Origin of the sequence: Vibrio sp. 1151_11 (assembly GCF_029478525.1) — a bacterium.
Taxonomy (GTDB): Bacteria; Pseudomonadota; Gammaproteobacteria; order Enterobacterales; family Vibrionaceae; genus Vibrio; species Vibrio anguillarum.
In genome coordinates this window covers 108,804-128,118 of record NZ_SHMN01000002.1, presented here as the reverse complement: position 1 = coordinate 128,118, position 19,315 = coordinate 108,804, and the positions used below count along the sequence as shown (strand labels likewise).

At 45.0% G+C, this 19,315-nt stretch carries 18 protein-coding genes; 4 read left to right on the top strand and 14 right to left on the bottom strand.

Features of this window, described 5'->3' with window-relative positions:
• Positions 1-150: 150 nt before the first annotated feature.
• Entirely contained in the window at positions 151-2,457 is a 2,307-nt protein-coding gene (locus EXZ60_RS02445; RefSeq protein ID WP_277435231.1) for a YgiQ family radical SAM protein, read from the top strand.
• A 44-nt stretch (positions 2,458-2,501) separates the two neighbouring features.
• Here the strand turns inward: EXZ60_RS02445 and EXZ60_RS02440 are convergent, their stop codons facing one another.
• From EXZ60_RS02440 to htpX, 9 genes are all read right to left on the bottom strand, one after another.
• Entirely contained in the window at positions 2,502-3,029 is a 528-nt protein-coding gene (locus tag EXZ60_RS02440; RefSeq protein ID WP_094125207.1) for a DUF3833 domain-containing protein, read from the bottom strand.
• Positions 3,026-3,604 (bottom strand): chalcone isomerase family protein, encoded by a 579-nt coding sequence (locus tag EXZ60_RS02435; protein ID WP_019281991.1) that lies wholly within the window; start codon positions 3,602-3,604, stop codon positions 3,026-3,028. Before EXZ60_RS02435 ends, EXZ60_RS02440 begins: the two co-directional genes overlap by 4 nt.
• Positions 3,582-4,079, bottom strand: coding sequence for a DUF2878 domain-containing protein (locus tag EXZ60_RS02430; RefSeq protein ID WP_088728774.1), 498 nt, complete (start codon positions 4,077-4,079; stop codon positions 3,582-3,584). Before EXZ60_RS02430 ends, EXZ60_RS02435 begins: the two co-directional genes overlap by 23 nt.
• Positions 4,079-5,326, bottom strand: a complete 1,248-nt coding sequence (locus EXZ60_RS02425; RefSeq protein WP_277435230.1) for a cyclopropane-fatty-acyl-phospholipid synthase family protein — start codon at positions 5,324-5,326, stop codon at positions 4,079-4,081. Before EXZ60_RS02425 ends, EXZ60_RS02430 begins: the two co-directional genes overlap by 1 nt.
• 57 nt (positions 5,327-5,383) lie before the next feature.
• Positions 5,384-6,124 (bottom strand): DUF1365 family protein, encoded by a 741-nt coding sequence (locus EXZ60_RS02420; RefSeq protein ID WP_088728772.1) that lies wholly within the window; start codon positions 6,122-6,124, stop codon positions 5,384-5,386.
• On the bottom strand, positions 6,124-7,398 hold the full coding sequence (locus EXZ60_RS02415; protein WP_277435229.1) for an NAD(P)/FAD-dependent oxidoreductase: 1,275 nt from the start codon (positions 7,396-7,398) through the stop codon (positions 6,124-6,126). Before EXZ60_RS02415 ends, EXZ60_RS02420 begins: the two co-directional genes overlap by 1 nt.
• A 30-nt stretch (positions 7,399-7,428) precedes the next feature.
• Positions 7,429-8,151 (bottom strand): SDR family NAD(P)-dependent oxidoreductase, encoded by a 723-nt coding sequence (locus EXZ60_RS02410; protein WP_277435228.1) that lies wholly within the window; start codon positions 8,149-8,151, stop codon positions 7,429-7,431.
• Positions 8,148-8,567, bottom strand: a complete 420-nt coding sequence (locus EXZ60_RS02405) for a nuclear transport factor 2 family protein (protein ID WP_026027118.1) — start codon at positions 8,565-8,567, stop codon at positions 8,148-8,150. The genes EXZ60_RS02410 and EXZ60_RS02405 overlap by 4 nt, the downstream gene beginning before the upstream one ends.
• Before the next feature lie 221 nt (positions 8,568-8,788).
• Positions 8,789-9,652, bottom strand: a complete 864-nt coding sequence (gene htpX / locus EXZ60_RS02400; RefSeq protein WP_010317435.1) for a protease HtpX — start codon at positions 9,650-9,652, stop codon at positions 8,789-8,791.
• A 306-nt stretch (positions 9,653-9,958) separates the two neighbouring features.
• Here htpX and EXZ60_RS02395 point away from each other — a divergent pair, with 306 nt between their 5' ends.
• The gene (locus tag EXZ60_RS02395; RefSeq protein ID WP_017041998.1) at positions 9,959-10,126 is read left to right on the top strand and encodes a hypothetical protein; all 168 of its coding nucleotides are present in this window, start codon (positions 9,959-9,961) and stop codon (positions 10,124-10,126) included.
• Between the two features lie 105 nt (positions 10,127-10,231).
• Here the strand turns inward: EXZ60_RS02395 and EXZ60_RS02390 are convergent, their stop codons facing one another.
• Positions 10,232-13,117, bottom strand: coding sequence for a DNA translocase FtsK 4TM domain-containing protein (locus EXZ60_RS02390; RefSeq protein ID WP_277435227.1), 2,886 nt, complete (start codon positions 13,115-13,117; stop codon positions 10,232-10,234).
• 187 nt (positions 13,118-13,304) lie between these two features.
• Positions 13,305-13,799 (bottom strand): leucine-responsive transcriptional regulator Lrp, encoded by a 495-nt coding sequence (lrp, locus tag EXZ60_RS02385; protein ID WP_010317439.1) that lies wholly within the window; start codon positions 13,797-13,799, stop codon positions 13,305-13,307.
• A gap of 156 nt (positions 13,800-13,955) precedes the next feature.
• Between lrp and ald the strand changes: the two genes are divergently transcribed.
• Positions 13,956-15,080, top strand: coding sequence for an alanine dehydrogenase (gene ald / locus EXZ60_RS02380; RefSeq protein WP_013857172.1), 1,125 nt, complete (start codon positions 13,956-13,958; stop codon positions 15,078-15,080).
• A gap of 59 nt (positions 15,081-15,139) precedes the next feature.
• Here the strand turns inward: ald and EXZ60_RS02375 are convergent, their stop codons facing one another.
• Entirely contained in the window at positions 15,140-16,336 is a 1,197-nt protein-coding gene (locus EXZ60_RS02375) for a methyltransferase (RefSeq protein WP_277435226.1), read from the bottom strand.
• A 78-nt stretch (positions 16,337-16,414) separates the two neighbouring features.
• A complete protein-coding gene (gene cysB / locus EXZ60_RS02370; RefSeq protein ID WP_010317444.1) occupies positions 16,415-17,389 on the bottom strand; it encodes an HTH-type transcriptional regulator CysB in 975 nt (324 codons plus the stop codon).
• Between the two features lie 299 nt (positions 17,390-17,688).
• On the opposite strand from cysB, the gene EXZ60_RS02365 reads away from it, so the two are divergent.
• Positions 17,689-18,453, top strand: a complete 765-nt coding sequence (locus tag EXZ60_RS02365) for a hypothetical protein (RefSeq protein WP_013857174.1) — start codon at positions 17,689-17,691, stop codon at positions 18,451-18,453.
• A gap of 80 nt (positions 18,454-18,533) precedes the next feature.
• Here the strand turns inward: EXZ60_RS02365 and pyrF are convergent, their stop codons facing one another.
• A complete protein-coding gene (gene pyrF / locus EXZ60_RS02360) occupies positions 18,534-19,229 on the bottom strand; it encodes an orotidine-5'-phosphate decarboxylase (RefSeq protein WP_277435225.1) in 696 nt (231 codons plus the stop codon).
• Positions 19,230-19,315 lie beyond the last annotated feature (86 nt).

Sequence of the window (19,315 nt, the reverse complement as noted above, 5' to 3'; positions counted from 1 at the left end):
TTATCACATATCACTTAATATCTCTCCGACACACTTACCACTCACTTGATTAATAATTTTCTTTATAAAGAGAACGCAAAGCCAATGTTCCGCTAGATACTACCAGTGCAAGTCGTTATAATGCGCGGCTCATTAATCAGAGGTCAAAATATGCACAGCAACGTCACTCCTATTCATCAATATAAAAAATACTGGGCAGAGTGCTTTGGAACCGCACCTTTCCTGCCAACCAGTAAAAAGGAGATGGATGCCCTAGGATGGGACAGCTGTGACATCGTGATCGTCACGGGTGACGCTTATGTGGATCACCCCAGTTTTGGTATGGCGATCATTGGCCGTTTACTCGAAGCGCAAGGCTTTCGCGTTGGGATCATTGCCCAGCCGCAATGGCAAAATAAAGACGCTTTCATGGCGCTGGGTAAACCCAACCTATTTTTTGGCATCACGGCCGGCAACATGGATTCGATGATCAACCGCTACACCTCTGACAAAAAATTACGTCATGATGATGCGTACACACCCAATAATGAAGGTGGCAAACGTCCAGATCGCGCCACACTTGTCTATTCACAGCGTTGTCGTGAGGCTTATAAAGATGTGCCACTGGTGCTCGGTGGTATCGAAGCCAGTTTACGCCGCGTTGCCCATTATGATTATTGGTCAGACAAAGTGCGCCGTTCTGTGCTATTTGATGCCAAAGCCGACATACTGCTGTTTGGTAACGCAGAGCGAGCGTTGGTTGAAGTGGCGCACCGCTTGGCTAATGGCGATAACATCGCTGACATGACCAACATTCGCGGCACGGCCGTGAACCTGGCCGCTGAGCCTGAGCATTACACCATCATTGACTCATCACGTATTGAGAAACCGGGTAAAACGTTTGTTCCTGTGAACCCTTACGCGGTGGAAACGCAGTGTGAAACTAATCAAGAAAAAGAAGCCGAAGCAAAGCCAATCACCATTCGTCCTTCTCGCCATGATGCCGCGACAACAGCGGTTCGTTTGCCTGCTTTTGAAAAGCTCAATAATGACCGGATTTTATACGCGCATGCAAGCCGTGTACTGCATTTAGAAACCAACCCCTATTCCGGCCGGGCGCTGATTCAGCGCCATGGCGACCGTGAATTGTGGGTCAACCAAGCTCCGATTCCACTCACCACAGAAGAGATGGATTACGTGTTTGGCCTGAGCTACGCACGCGTGCCTCACCCTATGTATGGCAAAAGTAAAATTCCTGCTTACGACATGATCAAAACCTCGGTTAATATCATGCGCGGCTGCTTTGGTGGTTGTTCATTCTGCTCGATTACCGAACATGAAGGGCGCATTATCCAAAACCGTTCAAAAGAGTCGATTTTGAATGAGATGGAAGAGATCCGCGATAAAGTTCCCGGCTTTACTGGAACCATTTCGGATTTGGGTGGACCAACGGCGAACATGTACCGTTTAGGTTGTAGTGATCCTAAAGCTGAGATGAACTGCCGCCGCCCATCGTGTGTTTTCCCCGGAATTTGCCATAAGCTCAATACCGACCACAAACATACGATTGATCTCTATCGTGAAGCGCGCAAAGTCAAAGGCATTAAAAAAGTGATGATCGCCTCTGGTGTGCGTTATGACTTGGCGATTGAATCTCCTGAATATGTGCGTGAGTTGGTCACGCATCACGTAGGAGGCTATCTCAAGATCGCCCCAGAACATACCGAGAAGAATCCGCTTGATCTGATGATGAAACCGGGCATGGGCACCTATAATCGCTTCAAAGAGATGTTTGAGAAGTACAGCGCTGAAGCAGGTAAGAAACAGTACCTCATCCCGTACTTTATTTCCGCGCATCCCGGTACGGAAGATGAAGATATGCTCAATTTGGCACTGTGGCTAAAATCAAACAATTTTGAGTGTGATCAGGTGCAGAACTTCTATCCATCGCCAATGTGTAATGCAACCGCGATGTATTACTCAGAGACTAACCCGCTCAAACGGGTGAAATACAAAAAACGTGAAGAAGTGACGGTCGCAAAGGGAGAGCGTCAACGCAGGCTGCACAAAGCGCTGTTACGCTACCATGACCCATTAAACTGGCCAATTATCCGTGAAGCCTTGATCAACATGGGTAAAAAACATTTGATTGGTGATAAACCTAACTGCTTAGTGCCTGCGAATGATGTGGATGCACTCACGCCTGCGCAGCGTCGTAAATCTGGCCGTCACGGAGCGAACCGTTTTGCGACCAAACACACCAAAACTCAGCCGGGTTTTGATGCTCTTAACCCGCGTAAAGAGAGCGCTACTTCACCAAGTAAATCGCCAAACAAACCACGCGCTAGCAGCGCGACAGACAACGGTAAGAAAAACCAAGGTGGCCCATCTAAACCTGCACACTCTCGCCCGACAAGTAAAGGCAAACCGTTTGCTCAAGCCTCTAAGCCAAGAGCGCCACGCGCAGAACAGAGATAATTCCAAAGCCATATGATCAGCACAATAAGGCTCCGAAAGGAGCTTTATTGTTTTTCAAAGAACAGCGTTAGTTTACCGACCTCGATACCAAATTTTTTAATTTTAGTCAGGTTAAACACCCGCTTTTCATCTTGCCGATAAAGCCAGTCGTCAAAGGTAACGGTTAGCGTAGAATCACCATAAGGTAAGGAAAAGTCATATTGCCAACGCAAAGCGTTACCCACTTCTTCCCCTTGGGCTTGGCCTAATACATCATCCGCTTGGCCGATATATTTTCCATCAGCAAAACGTTCAATCACCCATACTCTTTGGCTTTTTTCACCATCATCAAAATTGAAGTCTTCAACCAAAGTGAGTTTATTCCCCTCAACTATTCCGTCGATGGCAACCTCGAAACGACGCGTTTGCATCCCGGTATAATCTTGCACCATGCCCCATGCTAACGTTCGACCAGAGAAGTATTCAAATAGATCAAACTTAGGTTGCGTGGATTGGTATTGAGTGAGATCAGCGCTGCACCCCACTAACCAAAGTAGAAGTAACAGATAACTGCGTCTGGCTATCGCTTTCATGGTTGCATTCCTATCAATTGCTTGCGTAAGTGTGGGTATTGCGTCTGTGGCGACAGCCATATCGCGAGAAAGGCGTCATTTAACGCTTCGTCGACTACTGTACCAACTTGCGCTTGAACACCATTCTTAGGATGAAAAATAAAAGCGCCCTGCTGCCCATCGGAGGTGTAAATCAAGCGGTCGCCCTCAGTAACGCTGGGAAAAATGGACGATAGGTGCACCAACCATGGTGCAATTTGTTGCTCGGCTAATTTGAGTTTTTGCCACTGCTCTGCGGTCGATTCCACCAGCTGTTTACTACTGATGTCGCGCTGATATTCAATTTCAAGCGCCAAGGGATGGGGCGATAAATCGCTTCCTTGCTCGTACTGCCCTGATGGGGTACGCAGCTGCGAGGAATAAATATCTAGCCATAACCAGCTTAAATTCGCTTGGCCAATCACTGGCCAAGTTTGCCACTCGGTCAGTTTATCGTCGGCCACCGCCGCAAAAGCGTTATTCACCAAGCTGTGAAAGGCAATCACTATCAGTAACAGGTTGAATTTTCTTAGCCTATTTCTCTTTGCTAACATCATCGCTAAATATCCTAAGTATCAATGCACCGATCATCACCCATTGCAGCCACAAGATAGTCATAGTCAAACCCAATGGCCAATCAAAATGTACAGCGCCTAAACGTTCTGCCGCCCAATAACTTAAACTACCTAACACGCCGACCATCAAACAAATGAGTTTGGATGGATAACGTTTCAGCAGCACCACTAAATGAGCGGCATACCAAGAAAAAGCACCCCACAACACCATTAACCAAATGGGAAAATCATTGGTAGCAAAGCGGAATAGTCCGAAATACTGATTAAGGGCATCGATAACAATACCCACCATAGTTAACGCAATCACTCTTTCCAAAGGATAGGAAAAGTGCCGCAAGGAAAACATCAATGCGGCTAACATCATGGTCAATGCCAACCACTGCAAACGTTCTGTCCCCAACACAGCAACAAACCAGATCGCTTGAAACCAAAGAGAGACAGCAAACAGCGTCTTCATTACATCGGTCTTTGCAAAGTCATATGTACAGTGCTGATGGATTTTGCTAAAAATCCACCCTCGCAGTAGCAGAAATAGTAACGCCACATACGCGTGAATCGCTCATCATACCCAAGTTGTGAAACCTGATGTTTTGCAAGCTCAAAACGGTGACGCCAATGAGCAAGCGTATGCGCATAGTCAGGACCAAGATCAAACAGGTTGCGAACCACTAAATCACTGTGCTGTGTCGCCGCCGTTGTCAATGCAGTAATTGAGGGTAAAAAACCGCCGGGGAAAATGTATTTCTGAATGAAATCGACATTATTGCTGTAATAATCATAACGTTGATCAGCAATGGTAATGGCTTGAATCGCCATCAAACCATTGGGTTTTAGTAGTGACTGGCACTGTTCAATATAAGAGGCGAGGTACTCTTTACCGACCGCTTCGATCATCTCTATCGAGACTAATTTATCGTACTGACCTTGTAGCAGGCGGTAATCTTGCTTAAGCAAGGTGATTTGACTCTCCAGCCCCTGCCGCTCTATTTGCTGCGCGGTGTAGTAATGCTGCTCTTCAGAAATGGTCGTCGTCGTGACCTGACAGCCGTAAGTTTTGGCCATGTAAATCGCCATCGCACCCCAACCGGTGCCAATCTCAATCACGTGGTCGCTTGCTTTGAGTTGCAACTGCTGGCACAAACGTTCCATTTTATTGATTTGCGCCTGCTCTAACGTTTCGTCCGGATGCAGAAACAACGCGCTGGAATAGAGCATATTACTGTCTAAAAAGGTGTGGTAGAGATCATTGCCTAGATCGTAATGGGCGTGAATATTCTCTTTGGCTTTATCAATTGAATTTCGATTGAGCCAGTGGCTGACTTTATAGAAAAGTTTGGTCAACACACTACTGCGAGCTTCAATGCCATCTAATGCACTGACATTACGAGCCATCAGTTCCATTAGGCTGGTCAAATTCGAGCTATCCCACCAACCATCCATGTAAGCTTCACCCGCTGCAATACTACCCCCTTTTAATAAACGAGCATAAAAATGAGGGTGATGTATTTCAATAGTTGCATGGGGTTGATGCTCTTTAAGTACGCCAAAAGTCTCCTGACTGGACGCGCCTTCATTGGAAAAGGTTTCAATGATGGTTAAAGTGCCGACGTCTAAACGCTGTAGACAGCGAAAAATGAAGCTTCTTGCACTCTTTTGCAACCCTGTCAGTTGCTTGGGCAACGCGAGAGTTTGTGAATTAAGCATTGAGCGTTCTCCTTGTTATTGTTATTTAGACACTGTCTCTGTGTAGATCTTGCGTATTTATGAATGTGGATTGGAGTAGAAAGGTGCTCCTTTAAGCCACAGCTTTAAAGCATGCCAGTAAATACCTATTGTCACTTTTACGGCCATCACGGGTGTTTTGATCAATAACTTGAGTAAATTTTTTGAATTAAATGGTTGTGCCTTCATCGATAAAGTCGCATCGAAAACTTTACCTTCTTTATGGCATTCCAAATGTACACTCAATGACGAACCAAGCGGCTTCAACTTCCAATGATATTGCTGATCAAGAGGATTGAAGGGAGAAACATGAAACGCCTTTTGATGACGCCACTGTTGCTGCTCTTCTCCCGCTTGTGCTTTCACCGCGTAGTAGTGCCGTTGATTCCAAGGTGTATTACTCACTTCGGCCAACAAGTATTGCCATTCACCTTGTTGATCATAAAGATAGTAGAAATTAACCGGGCTGAAATAGATTCCTAAATAACGAAGGTGACATACTGCTATCACCTTTCCAGAGCAGCGGTCGCCCGTCAGCTCATGAACTTTATCTTGTATACACTGTTTTAAATCCCCTTCACCAAGATAATCGGCGCGCTGAAAACGCGCCCAGTGCCACCATTTTTCGCCAAACCCCCAAACTGAATCACTCAGTTGATCCAGTTCATCGAGATCAATACACGGCATAAACAATGGATAATTGAGCGCATGTTCAATCGGTGTAAAGCGTCGATGACGTACCATGCCAACCATCAAACAACTGTTGGGCTCCGTCTCCATCACGCCGCGCCTTTTAACTGCTGTGCTTGCGCTTCAAGCTGTGTCACCACATCCAGCGCACTGGTCACGCCATCTTCATGAAAACCATTGCGCCAATAAGCGCCACAGTACCAAGTGTTATTCACACCGTTGACTTCAGGCTTGCGTTGCTGAGCCGCGATAGATTGCGTGGTGAATACCGGGTGGTGATAAGTAAACTGTCGTAACACTTTCTCATCAGCAATGCGGTCACCGCTGTTGAGCGATACACAAAAAGTATGAGCGCCTTTAATATGCTGCAAGATATTCATATTGTAGGTCAGCGCTGGTAAACGCGATTCTTGATCTGGACTGCCATCAAGCCAATAGTTCCAAGCTGCCCAAGCGGCTTTTCGCTTAGGCAGCAGTGATGTGTCGGTATGTAAAGTGACTTCATTGGCTTGATAGTGCATTACGCCGAGCACCTCTTGCTCAGCCTCTGTCGGTTGCTCTAACATACCTAATGCCTGATCGCTGTGACATGCAAAAATCACATGATCAAAGTGGTGTGATTGCCCATTAACAACGAGCTCGACACCCGCCGAGCCGCGTTTGACTTCTGTAACTGGGCTATCAAGATGAATCTTATCTTTAAAACCTTGCGTCAAGGGTTCGATGTACGCGCGCGATCCGCCTTCAACCACATACCATTGTGGTCGGTTAGTGATCTCTAGCAGGCCATGGTTGAGGAAGAAACGCAAAAAGAAACTTAACGGAAAAACCCGCATATCAGCCAAGGAAGATGACCAAATTGCCGCTCCCATCGGTAAAATATAATTTTCACAAAAATAGTCAGAAAATTGGTGCTCAAATAAGAAATCACCTAAGGTTTGCATTGATTGATGCACTTGTTCTGCTTGCTGTTTCGCTAGCCGATTGAAGCGAATGATTTCAAAAATAAAGCGGTAAAAGACAGGGTTTAACCAGTTCCGTTTTTGTGCAAACAGTGTAGTTGCGGTATGTCCATTATATTCCAGCCCATTCTCATCATTACGCACACTGAAGCTCATTTGAGTCGGAATGCCTTTTACGCCAATTTCATTCATCATTGCGATGAAATTTGGGTAGGTCCGGTCGTTGTACACGATAAAACCAGTATCAACCGCGTGATTTTGACCATCGAGCTCAATATCGACGGTGGCGGTATGCCCACCAATGTAATGATTGGCTTCAAACACGGTAACATCATGATGTTTATGCAAATAATAACCGCATGTTAACCCGGAAATACCGCTACCAATAATGGCGATTTTCATACTCAATTCCTTTAATTACAAAACAGCTCGTTATTTAAGTAATGCCGCAACTAATTTGCCTTGCCATGCGTAAGGTAAGCTGCCAATCAAACGTAATAAGCTCGTAAAACGGGCCGGAAAATAGAGGGTGGTTTTGCCTTTTTCCAACCCACGGCGAATCGCCTGCGATGCATACTCGGCACTGACCATCATTGGCATCGAAAAACTATTTTTATCAGTCAAAGGCGTGGCAACAAACCCCGGATAAATCATAGTCACTGCAACGCCTTGCGCTCGCCAATCTTGCATAAGTGAGCGTGCTAGGTAGCTAACCGCCGCTTTAGAAGCGCCATAGGCTTCGGCTCTTGGCAGCGCGATTTCACTAGCGATGGAACCAACGATCGCCACACGCTGGTTAGCAACAAAGTGATGCTGTATCGCCTCAATGCAATGAGCTAAACCCAAAACGTTTACGTCAAACACTCGCTTTAACCGAAGAGAGTCCATTTGGCCATGATCGATGTATTCACAATCGCCAGCGTTAAGAAGCCATAGTGCCGGAACAAAAGGCAGCTCAAATAACGCAGCTTTGGTCTCTTCTAACTGAGTAATATCAAATGCAATACCGTAGATCTGCGGATACTCTTGGTGCATTTGATTAAGCTTGGCTTGGTTACGCCCACAAGCAATCACTTGCCAACCCGTTTTTGCATAATCAACAGCTAGCTGATAACCAATACCAGAAGTGGCTCCCGTGATAAGTACACTCTTCATTGCCCTAACCTCTGTTTGATCGAACGAATAACACTTCCCAGCAACGGAATGTGTTCATAGAGCATTTCTCCCAAGTCGAAGTAATCACGGTGATAAATGACTTGGTTGTCTTGAAACTTGAGATGGCTCATCCCTTGCACTTGTATAAGTTTTCCACGAGCTAGCCGAGGATGCTGCAAAGACATAGTCCATGTGAGAAAGCCGCCGTCACCGACTTGCTGGTGATCATGGATGGTAAAATCACAACGCTCTACGTTCTGATACAAACGAGCAAAATAATCCGATAGCGCACGCCAACCTTCTATTCGATGAGCGGCATCCTCAAAAAGGACATTGTCGTGATAAACCTGACGTAATAAAGGCAAGTTCTCTTTGTTGAGTTTACGGTAAACCTCAGCAACCGATTCGACATCCATTGTACGTTTCCATAAGTTATACAAAAACTTCACATGTACAAAATAGTACAAGCCGCTTAGTTATACAAAATATTTCTTGTATAACTTTGTATTTTTTCAATGCATACGTGGTTAAGAGAAATTAAGATCAAAAAAGCAAATAAAGGCCCAGATTTCAATAGTTACGACGATCAAAAAGGCCAGCGTAATTCGCTGGCCTTCTCTTTTTTAGTTAGCTTAGATTAACTATTGCGCAAAGCGGCGATGCGTTTATCAAGCGGTGGGTGACTCATCAATAATTCCGTCATTGAACGTTTACCGTTGATACCAAAAGCCATCATGGAACCTTCCAATTGAGATTCTTGCCCCATTTTTAAACGCTCTAACGCCGCAATCATCTTGTGTTTACCCACAAGCTTTGCTGCACCTGCGTCGGCGTGGAATTCGCGATGACGGCTATACCACATCGTAATAAAGCTCGCGAGGAAGCCAAATACCAATTCCAACACCATAGAGATGCCAAAATAAACCATCATATTGCTACCGCCACCCTCTTCTGAATCACGAGATGACACAATGTTTGCGATAAAGCGCGATAAGAAAATAACGAAGGTATTAACCACACCCTGCATTAAGGTCATCGTAACCATATCGCCATTGGCAATATGGCTCACTTCATGCGCCAATACCGCTTCCGCCTCGTCTCGTGTCATGCTGTGCAATAACCCTGTTGAAACAGCGACGAGGGAATCATCACGCTTAGCGCCAGTTGCAAAAGCGTTGATGTCCGGTGAATCATAAATTGCCACCGTTGGCATACCAATGCCGGCTTGCTGAGCTTGACGGTTCACAGTTTGCAGTAACCAGTGTTCTGTTTCGTTACGTGGACTTTCAATCACCATTCCACCTACCGAGCGCAGAGCCATGCTCTTTGACATCAATAATGAAATAAATGAGCCGCCAAAACCAAACAACGCGGCCATGACGAGCAAGCCAGATAAACTGCCCGGCTGCATCCCCGTCACAGCATAAACAATATTTAATACAAGGCTAAGAACCAGAACCACCGCAAGGTTGGTTGCTAGAAATAACATGACTCGCTTCATTACTTATCTCCGAATGAAAAGCTTATTATGAGTGTAGGCTGCAAGCGACGCTAGCATGAACCTACACAATTTTTCATATACATATAGTCTAAGATTTGAAAAACAAGGTTAAGCGATAAATTGAAACATTTAATGTCTGACACCGAGTTTTCTAAAATCTGTTGCTGGACAGCAAGATGGTTAACCTACCCTTACAGTACGTGATGGGCAATTGAACGCATAAGACTTTGGTCGTATTGAGAGTCCCAGCTAAAGTGACTACATTGCATGGGCAACAGACATTTTCGACTGACAAAGGACAGCATCATGGCTGAAACGAGCAACTATCAAATGGCGATCGATTTACTGTGTTGCCACTTAGGTCTCTCTGAAGATGAAGCTAAACAACAATTGGGAATTGGCAGCACACCATCCGCGCAGCAGCAAATATCTGACACGCAACAAGCACTGATGGGGCTGATGCAAGAAAAATAGCCGTTAGCAAGGCTGGCGACAGTTTATGCTAGCTAAATTGAAACAGCGCCGCTCATGGCATCATGGGTGGCGCTGTTTTGTTTGTGTTGCCAACAATGACCGTGATTAATCTCGCGGCGGCGCTGGCGATAGTACTTCGCGATTACCATTATGGCCGGGAGCGCTCACAATACCTTGTGCTTCCAACTGCTCTACAATTCTTGCAGCGCGGTTGTAACCGATTTTAAATCGGCGTTGTACACCTGAAACGGAACCTCGACGCGTTTCCACTACATGTTCAACCACTTGATCAAATAGCGGATCCACTTCTTCATCATTTTCCATCTTCTCACCGGGTAGCAAGGCTTCTGGTCCTTGGTCACCATAAGTGATCTCTTCTATGTAGTTCGGCTTACCGCGTGCTTTCCAGTTGTTTACCACCGCATGCACATCTTCATCCGAGGCAAACGCACCGTGAACCCGGATCGTGTGGCTAGAACCCGGTGGTAGATAGAGCATATCGCCCATACCGAGCAGTGATTCTGCACCACTTTGGTCCAAAATAGTTCTTGAGTCGGTTTTAGTCGAAACGGTAAACGCAACGCGGGTCGGAATATTCGCTTTGATTAAACCGGTGATCACATCAACCGATGGGCGCTGAGTGGCCAAAATAAGGTGAATACCCGCAGCTCGAGCCTTTTGTGCCAAACGCGCGATCAACTCTTCTACTTTTTTACCCACCACCATCATCAGATCAGCAAATTCATCAACAACCACGACAATGTAAGGCAGTTTTTCCAGCAGTGGCGGTTCACTCTCCATACTGTCCCCTTCTCTCCACAAAGGATCGTGGATGGGGTGACCAGCAGCAGCGGCCATTTTTAGCTTATCATTGAAGCCTTTGATGTTACGCACACCAAGCACAGACATTAATTTATAACGACGTTCCATTTCACCCACACACCAACGTAAAGCATTTGATGCGTCTTTCATGTCAGTCACGACTTCAGCTAACAGGTGAGGAATACCCTCGTAGATCGATAGCTCTAACATTTTCGGGTCAATCATAATAAAGCGAACGTCTTCTGGGCTCGCTTTATAAAGCATGCTGAGGATCATCACGTTGACCCCAACCGACTTACCTGAACCTGTAGTACCAGCCACCAACACGTGCGGCATTTTGGCTAAATCCGCGACCAATGCTTCGCCTGCAATGTCTTGCCCTAAAACGATGGTCGTGGGTGATTTCGCTTCTTGGAATTGACGGCTTTTTATAACATCTGACAAATAGACGGTTTGACGACTCATGTTTGGCAGTTCAAGACCAACATAAGGTTTACCGGGGATCACTTCAACCACCCTCACCGCCATCGCCGACAAAGAACGCGCCAAATCCATCGATAGGCTAGAAATACGGCTCACTTTTACGCCTGGAGCTAAATCTAGTTCAAAACGAGTGATAACCGGCCCCGGAAAGATATCAACCACTTGCGCTTGGATTTTGTAATCCGCGAGTTTAGATTCAACCAAACGAGCAACCTCCTCTAATGCCTCTCGGTCAATAAAGTGTTCACGCTTTTCTGGGTGATACAGAAGCTCTAACGTCGGTAGTGGCTCCGTCGGTTTAGGCAGGTTAGTTTCTTTTTGCATTAAAAATGGATTTTGCTTGGCCGCCATATTGGCCTGAGCCGAAGACACCATATTCTGAAAAGCCGTCACATCACTGTCTTGCTGGCCTAACGGTGGCTCGTTATCTTCTGACATCACATCAAGATCAGCAGCCAACGCTTGATCTGATTCATCTTCATCCAGCACATCCAAATTGGAAATAACCGGTTCAACACGCGACACTTCAAGATCAACTTCTGTCATCGTAAGCGACGGATCGCTCACCTCTTCGTCCTCTGCCCATGCATATTGCTGAGCTTCTTGACTGGCATCGAGGTCGGCATTGGCTAATGCTTGATGCTCATTAGCTCTTTCATCTACCCAGTCTGCCGATGAAAGAGCAAGGTCATCCTCTTCCAACGCAACAGATTCTAACTCTTCAATCGTTGCACTAAGCTGCTTGCTGCGATCAAATGGTGCTTCATCTGAGTGAGTTTCACTGAATTCAGGAGAAGTGTTAGCCTGAGTTTTGGCCGCTGGCATGTGAATATTAAAACGTCTTGGCGAGTGAGTCTGTTCCAGCTCTTCTTCAACCGCTACCGCAGGCGTGTATTGCTCGGCCCCAAACGCATTGAGGGCTGATTTGACATATTCTTCATTTGGCGAACTAGACTCAACAACGGCTAAGTCTGCGGATGATGATTCAAACGGCGACAACTCCATTGGCGACAAAACGGGCGCAATATCTTCATCTTTCTCACCACGTAATCGATTGATCAACGCAACGCCAAGAGAAATACTCATCGTGCCTAACCATTCCACGATGCTTAGCCAGGAGATACCCGTTAGCAGCGTAAAACCAGCGCCCCATAAAAAGAGCAATACTAGGGTTGAGCCCAGTAAATTAAGCGTTGGCAGCGCCAAACTGGTTAAGACATCCCCAATCACACCACCAGATGAAAAATACCAAATATCGTCAAAGTTGATATCCGCAAGGCCACAACTGGTCAAAATCAAGGTAGTTAAGCCAAGTAAACGCGTTCCCCACAGCACAAAATCAAGGGGTTCATTCTCTTCTCTTTTACGCAGAAAAACCCATGCTAGTACGGTAATCATGAGCGGTATTGGGTAGGCCAGCGATCCAAAAATAAAGAACAAGGTATCGGCAATCCATGCGCCAATAATACCGCCTGCATTTTCAATATCGCCTCCCCACGCGGTTTGCGACCATGAAGGATCGGCGGGACTAAATGTTAATAAAGCGATGGAAAGAAGCACAGAGGCAAGCACAGCAACAATAAGCCCGCACTCTTTCAGACGCTGCGATCCATTGAGGCGTGAAGACTGAGGCTCTTCGCTGGTCTTAATAATGGTCTCAACTTTATTTTGGTTCTCTTTGAACATAAACCTAGATTCTGATTAACGCCAACACTCAAGGTTTATTGCGGCTTGATGCGTTGGTTTGGGTGAAAACAGTCCGAGCGGCAAAAGCCGCTCGGTTTGTTGTGTGATTTAACCACATCAAGGTTAAAAACCCAATTGGCGAACGTCAGAATGTGGAAAGAAGTACCACTATTCAGACAATCTGGCGTTATCGAGTTTTGATCACCAACTGGTTACTTTGCTTCACTTCTTCCATCACAACATAAGTGCGAGTGTCATTGACTCCGGGCAAACGCAATAGCGTATCACCCAACAATTTACGATACGCCCCCATGTCAGAGACTCGAGTTTTGAGAAGATAGTCAAAATCACCCGAAACAAGATGGCATTCTTGAATGTCATCCAGTTTTTGAACCGCAGTATTAAACTGTTCAAACACATCAGGTGCACCGCGATTCAATGTAATTTCCACAAATACCAACAGCGAAGCATCAAGATATTGTGGATTCAACAACGCGGTATAACCGGTAATGAAACCTTGACGCTCTAAACGACGTACACGCTCTAAACAGGGGGTTGGAGATAAACCCACTCGTTTTGATAATTCTACATTCGAAATACGACCATCTTTCTGCAATTCATTCAAAATATTGCGATCGATACGGTCTAAATCCTTGGACGGCCTTTTATAGTTGTCTGCCATTTTTTATTCCACCTTATTACTTCCTTGCAAAAATATATACTACAACTTTTTAATATTCAGTATCAAATTTTACACATTCACATCTATACTAGTCACAAATTCGAAACAACAACCCTACATATAGTTATAACAACCAAAAAAACCTAAGGAGTCAGGATGATCATTGGAGTTCCTAAAGAAATCAAAAACCACGAATATCGTGTGGGCATGATTCCCGCAAGCGTGCGCGAACTTGTCTCACACGGTCACCAAGTTTATGTTGAAACAAATGCCGGTTCCGGCATCGGCTTTTCAGACGATGATTACATCGCTGTAGGCGCATCCATTCTTCCTACTGCTTCTAACATTTTTGCGAAAGCAGAAATGATTGTTAAGGTCAAAGAACCTCAGGCCGCTGAACGAGCAATGCTCCGCGAAGGCCAAATTTTATTTACCTATTTACATCTAGCTCCAGATTTTCCACAAACTGAGGAGCTAATCAAGAGCAAAGCTGTCTGTATAGCCTACGAGACTGTAACAGATAATATGGGTCGCTTGCCACTATTAGCACCAATGTCTGAAGTCGCTGGTCGAATGTCTATTCAATCAGGTGCGCAGTGTTTAGAAAAATCACACGCGGGCTGTGGTTTGTTACTGGGTGGTGTACCCGGAGTCGCACCAGCAAAAGTGGTGGTGATTGGTGGTGGTGTAGTCGGTGCTAACGCAGCCAGAATTGCCGTCGGAATGCGTGCAGATGTGACGATTCTCGACCGAAGTGTTGATATGCTGCGTAAACTCGATGAAGAATTCCAAGGCCACGCTAAAGTCGTATATTCGACAAAGGATGCGATTGAAAAATACGTCCTCGAAGCCGATTTAGTAATAGGCGCAGTACTGATCCCCGGAGCAGCAGCTCCTAAACTCGTAACTAAAGATCTGATTTCTAGAATGAAACCTGGCTCTGCGGTCGTTGATGTGGCAATTGACCAAGGCGGCTGCTTTGAAACCTCACATGCTACCACTCATGATGACCCGACCTATATCGTTGATGACGTCGTTCATTACTGCGTCGCAAACATGCCAGGCGCAGTGGCTCGCACATCAACTTTCGCCTTGAATAACGCTACGTTGCCTTACATTGTTAAACTGGCCAATAAAGGTTATCAACGTGCATTATTAGAGGATAAAGGATTCCTAGAAGGTTTAAACGTGATACACGGTAAAGTCACCTGTAAAGAGGTCGCCGAGAGTTTCAACCTTGAATATCTTGAGCCATCTGAAGCTATCGCTCTGTTTAACTAACGATAACAATTTGCGGTAAAGCTCTCAATTCTTAGCCAAGTGCGTCATGCGCTTGGCTTTCATTTTTTATAAGCGTGAACCAATATATTGCGTGGCGTTACTTTCCTAGCGCAAAACTGCTCAATCTGCACCTCATAGCCTTGCTCTTGAAGATAAAGTGCCTTATCCAATACCAACCAAAGCTCAATCATGCGGCGAAATGCCTGTTGTACTAAGCCTATCCTTTCCATCTGCCAAAAACGCTGCTCGCCTTTACGTTCATAAGCAGGCCAATCCACTTCTGGTAATGCGATGCCTTTTTGTGCCGCCGCCCAATAACAAAAAGCTAAAAATCCTTCGGCTAGTTGTGATTTTTTGAGGCTCGGAATTGGGCAATATTGATGATGCCCAAGCTCAGATCTTAGCAACAAATCAAAACCCAAACGAAACGTCATTTCTTGCAAACGATGACGGCGAACCCGCTCTCCCCCTGTAACGGTTTCTTGCAGCGGAATACGCAGCTCTTCTTTGGACAAGGCAAGAGAAGAAGTACGACCGTAGCTGGACATGGGTTGGTAGCTATCGGCTTTGATTAAATGGTAGCAACATGGTGAAAACGTAATCGCAGGCAAGCGATGAGCAACGGAATATTCGAGTAGGCGAACATGGAGATCACCACAGGCATGTAAAGCGACGGCATGCTGATTGGTATTGAAAACGCCAAACGCTTGCGGCTCAAAAGCGTCCCCTTGAATAAATTGCATCGGAAGATCATGTTCATCGGCGCAAGCTTGTCCTGCATGACAGAGCTGCGACTGATATTCAAAACTAGTGACTTTTTGTTTTGACTGTGCTGCGATAATTCGACCTAAAAAGCCTTTACCCGCGCACCACTCTAGCCATTCCGTTCCTGAATGCCTAGAGAGGAGTGATTCGCTCATTAAACGAATTTGTTCTAGCTTTCTGCCAGGGATCCCCTGCTCTAAGTAAGGGCTTAGTGCTTGCTGAATATTACGAGGGGCATCTTGAAGCCTAATCATGATATCCGCTTCTTTTAACCCCTCGATATACGGATGAAGTTGCTCAATGAGCGCTTGCGGCGATGACTTTAAGCTATCGATACTGTCCAAAGATAGCGTTTGCAACCACTGATCCAGCCTATGATCTGAATGTTTCCAAGGTGAACTGTCTAAGCCACTATGATGAAAGGGCTCAAATCGCCAAAAACGTTGGTTTTCAATTAAAAAAGCATCGATATGTTTGAAAAGCGCGCGCATACATCCCCCTAGAAAGGCCAATTCTAGGAGGTGATGGTTTAATTAGAAAGTGTTTCGTTTTAAATGATCGAAATTTGCTTAACGAACTGGCAATTCAATGTCTTTAAACATCTCTTCTATTTCGATATTCGATTTTAACGAGGTAGCCCGTTCGACGACAGGGCGAGTAAGATGAGGCGCGAAACGTTCCATAAAGTCAAACATATAAGAGCGCAGGAATGTGCCTCGGCGAAACCCAATGCTAGTCGTGCTCGCACCAAAAAGATGGCTGGCATCAATCGCGATAAGATCGGTGTCGCGTGATTTATCTATCGCCATACTTGCGATAACACCCACCCCAATTCCCATTCGGACATAAGTTTTTATCACATCCGCATCGGTGGCGGTGAAGACAACTCGCGGCGTTAACCCTACGCGATTAAATGCAGTGTCTAACTCTGAACGACCAGTAAAACCAAACACGTAAGTGACCAATGGATACGCGGCTAAATCCTCAATCGTTACCCGTTCTTTTTTTGCAAGAGCATGATCTTTAGGCACAACAATAGAACGATTCCAATGATAACAAGGTAGCATGATGGCATCTTGGTACAGATGAAGCGCTTCTGTTGCTATCGCAAAATTAGCGGTGCCTTTTGCAACCGCTTCCGACATCTGACTTGGAGTACCTTGGTGCATGTGTAACGACACTTTCGGATAACGCGCAGTGAATCCTTTGATTACATCAGGTAACGCGTAGCGAGCTTGTGTATGAGTCGTTGAAATATTCAGCGTACCCATCTCAGGGTGCGTATGCTCCCCTGCCACGGCCTTAATGCTTTCCACACGTGAAAGGATCTCTTGTGAGATACGAATAATATCTTCACCTGCACCCGTGACTTGTGTCAGGTGCTTACCGCTACGCTCAAAAATTTGAATACCCAATTCATCTTCGAGTAAACGAACCTGTTTACTAATGCCTGGCTGAGAGGTATAAAGGCTTTCCGCAGTTGCTGAGACATTCAGGTTGTGATTAACCACTTCAACAATATATTTTAACTGCTGTAACTTCATTATTGGCCCCGTAATCCATTATCAAAGATCCAGATCTTTCAATCATAGTTTATAATTATTAGTTATAACGCTTAACACTCTCAATTCAAAGCTTGATGATTCAAGAGCGAAGAAAAAAGTAAGTATTTTGCGTAGCTGACTAAATTTTTGCCAACTATCGCCCAATCTAAGCAATAAAAGGCAGTTTTTAGGGGTTAAAACAGGAATAATAAAAATAGTCAATTTGAAGGTGTAGTGATAACTAAGGATCGTGTATTCTTAATTGCTAGCCACTGAATTCTAATAAAGATACGGATTATATGAATATAGGTTTAATCATTGCTCTTGTAGCAGTTTTGCTGGTGTTAGTCCTTGGCTATAACATCATGCTTCAATACAAAGTAAAGGTCGAGTCAGCTAAAAAGCAGGAGTCGACTCGATATATCGCCATTATTGATGCGACAGAAGACCTTATCGGCAACGCACACCACATGCCGTTTAGTAAAGAACTCTTAGTGTGTTTAAATACCCGTATCCTTGATGCCCTACTTAGTATGTATGAGCTTGACCCGAAAAATAAGCAGTTAGCACAACGCATTGAGCATATGAAAGGGCAAATTAAGCATTTACAAGAAAACCACCCAGGTGGTGACAGTACAACGTTTAAAGTACCCACCAGCGATAAACAAGCTTTGATTATGCTTAAACTAGTGAAACGTTTAAGAGACACGATTCGTAGTGAGCACAATAAAGGACGTTTTGAAACACAATCTTACGTCGCTGAAAATGCGCGTCTAGAAACAATACAAATTCGAATCAACATTGAAAATGTTGTTAAGCGGGCAAATGATTCGATCGTTCGTGGGCAACCCGGAACTGCGATTCAGCTATTGCGTAAAGGGATCGATGTTCTGAGCTCAAAAAATGATGCTTATTCCAATCAAGCTCGTGAAAAACTTCAGTCAATGTATGATGACTTAGAAAAACGACGCCAAACAAAAAGTGCAACGGATCTTCAACAAATTGAAGATAACGAGAGAAATAGTGATATGGAAGCACTGTTTGGTGAAAAGAAAAAATGGTAGCCCATTATTTTTGATTAGGAAGTATTTTTAAGGTCGCATAAGCGACCTTTTTCATACAACAACGTAAAGAAAACATTAATTTAAATTAACGTATCATTTATCGCTTTTAGGACTTCATCCGGTCTTGTTGCCTGAGTAATTGGGCGACCGATGACTAGATAATCTGAACCAGCTTTTATGGCCTCACTCGGAGTCATAATACGTCTTTGGTCTCCTGTTGCAGAACCAACAGGACGAATCCCTGGCGTAACTAATTTAAACTCTTGACCAAGATGGCTCTTAAGCATGTGCGCTTCTTGAGCTGAGCATACCACTCCATCTAACCCTGCATTTTGAGTTAGGCTAGCCAGACGCATTACATGCTCTTTAGGCGCAACATCGATGCCAATACCACGAAGATCAGGTTGTTCCATACTGGTTAGTACTGTGACAGCAATAAGTAGTGGTCTATCGTTGCCATAAGGTTCAAGAATCTGGCGAGACGCCAACATCATTCTCTCCCCACCACTGGCATGAACATTCACCATCCATACGCCAAGCTCAGCCGCCGCACGCACGGCTTTAGAGCACGTGTTGGGAATATCATGAAACTTTAGGTCTAAGAATACCGAAAAACCTCTTTTGTGTAGCTCACGCACAAAATCGGGACCAAACAGGGTAAACATCTCCTTACCCACTTTTAATCGACAGCTGCTGGGGTCAATTTTATCAACAAAAGCTAACGCTTCCGCTTGTTGCTCATAATCCAACGCGACAATTACTCTCTGGTCTTTCATTTTCACTCCTAAAATAATTAAGCTAAAAAAATGCAGCTTTCATAAGCTGCAGTTTTCGAGTCGATCAGTAACTCCAGTACATGAAC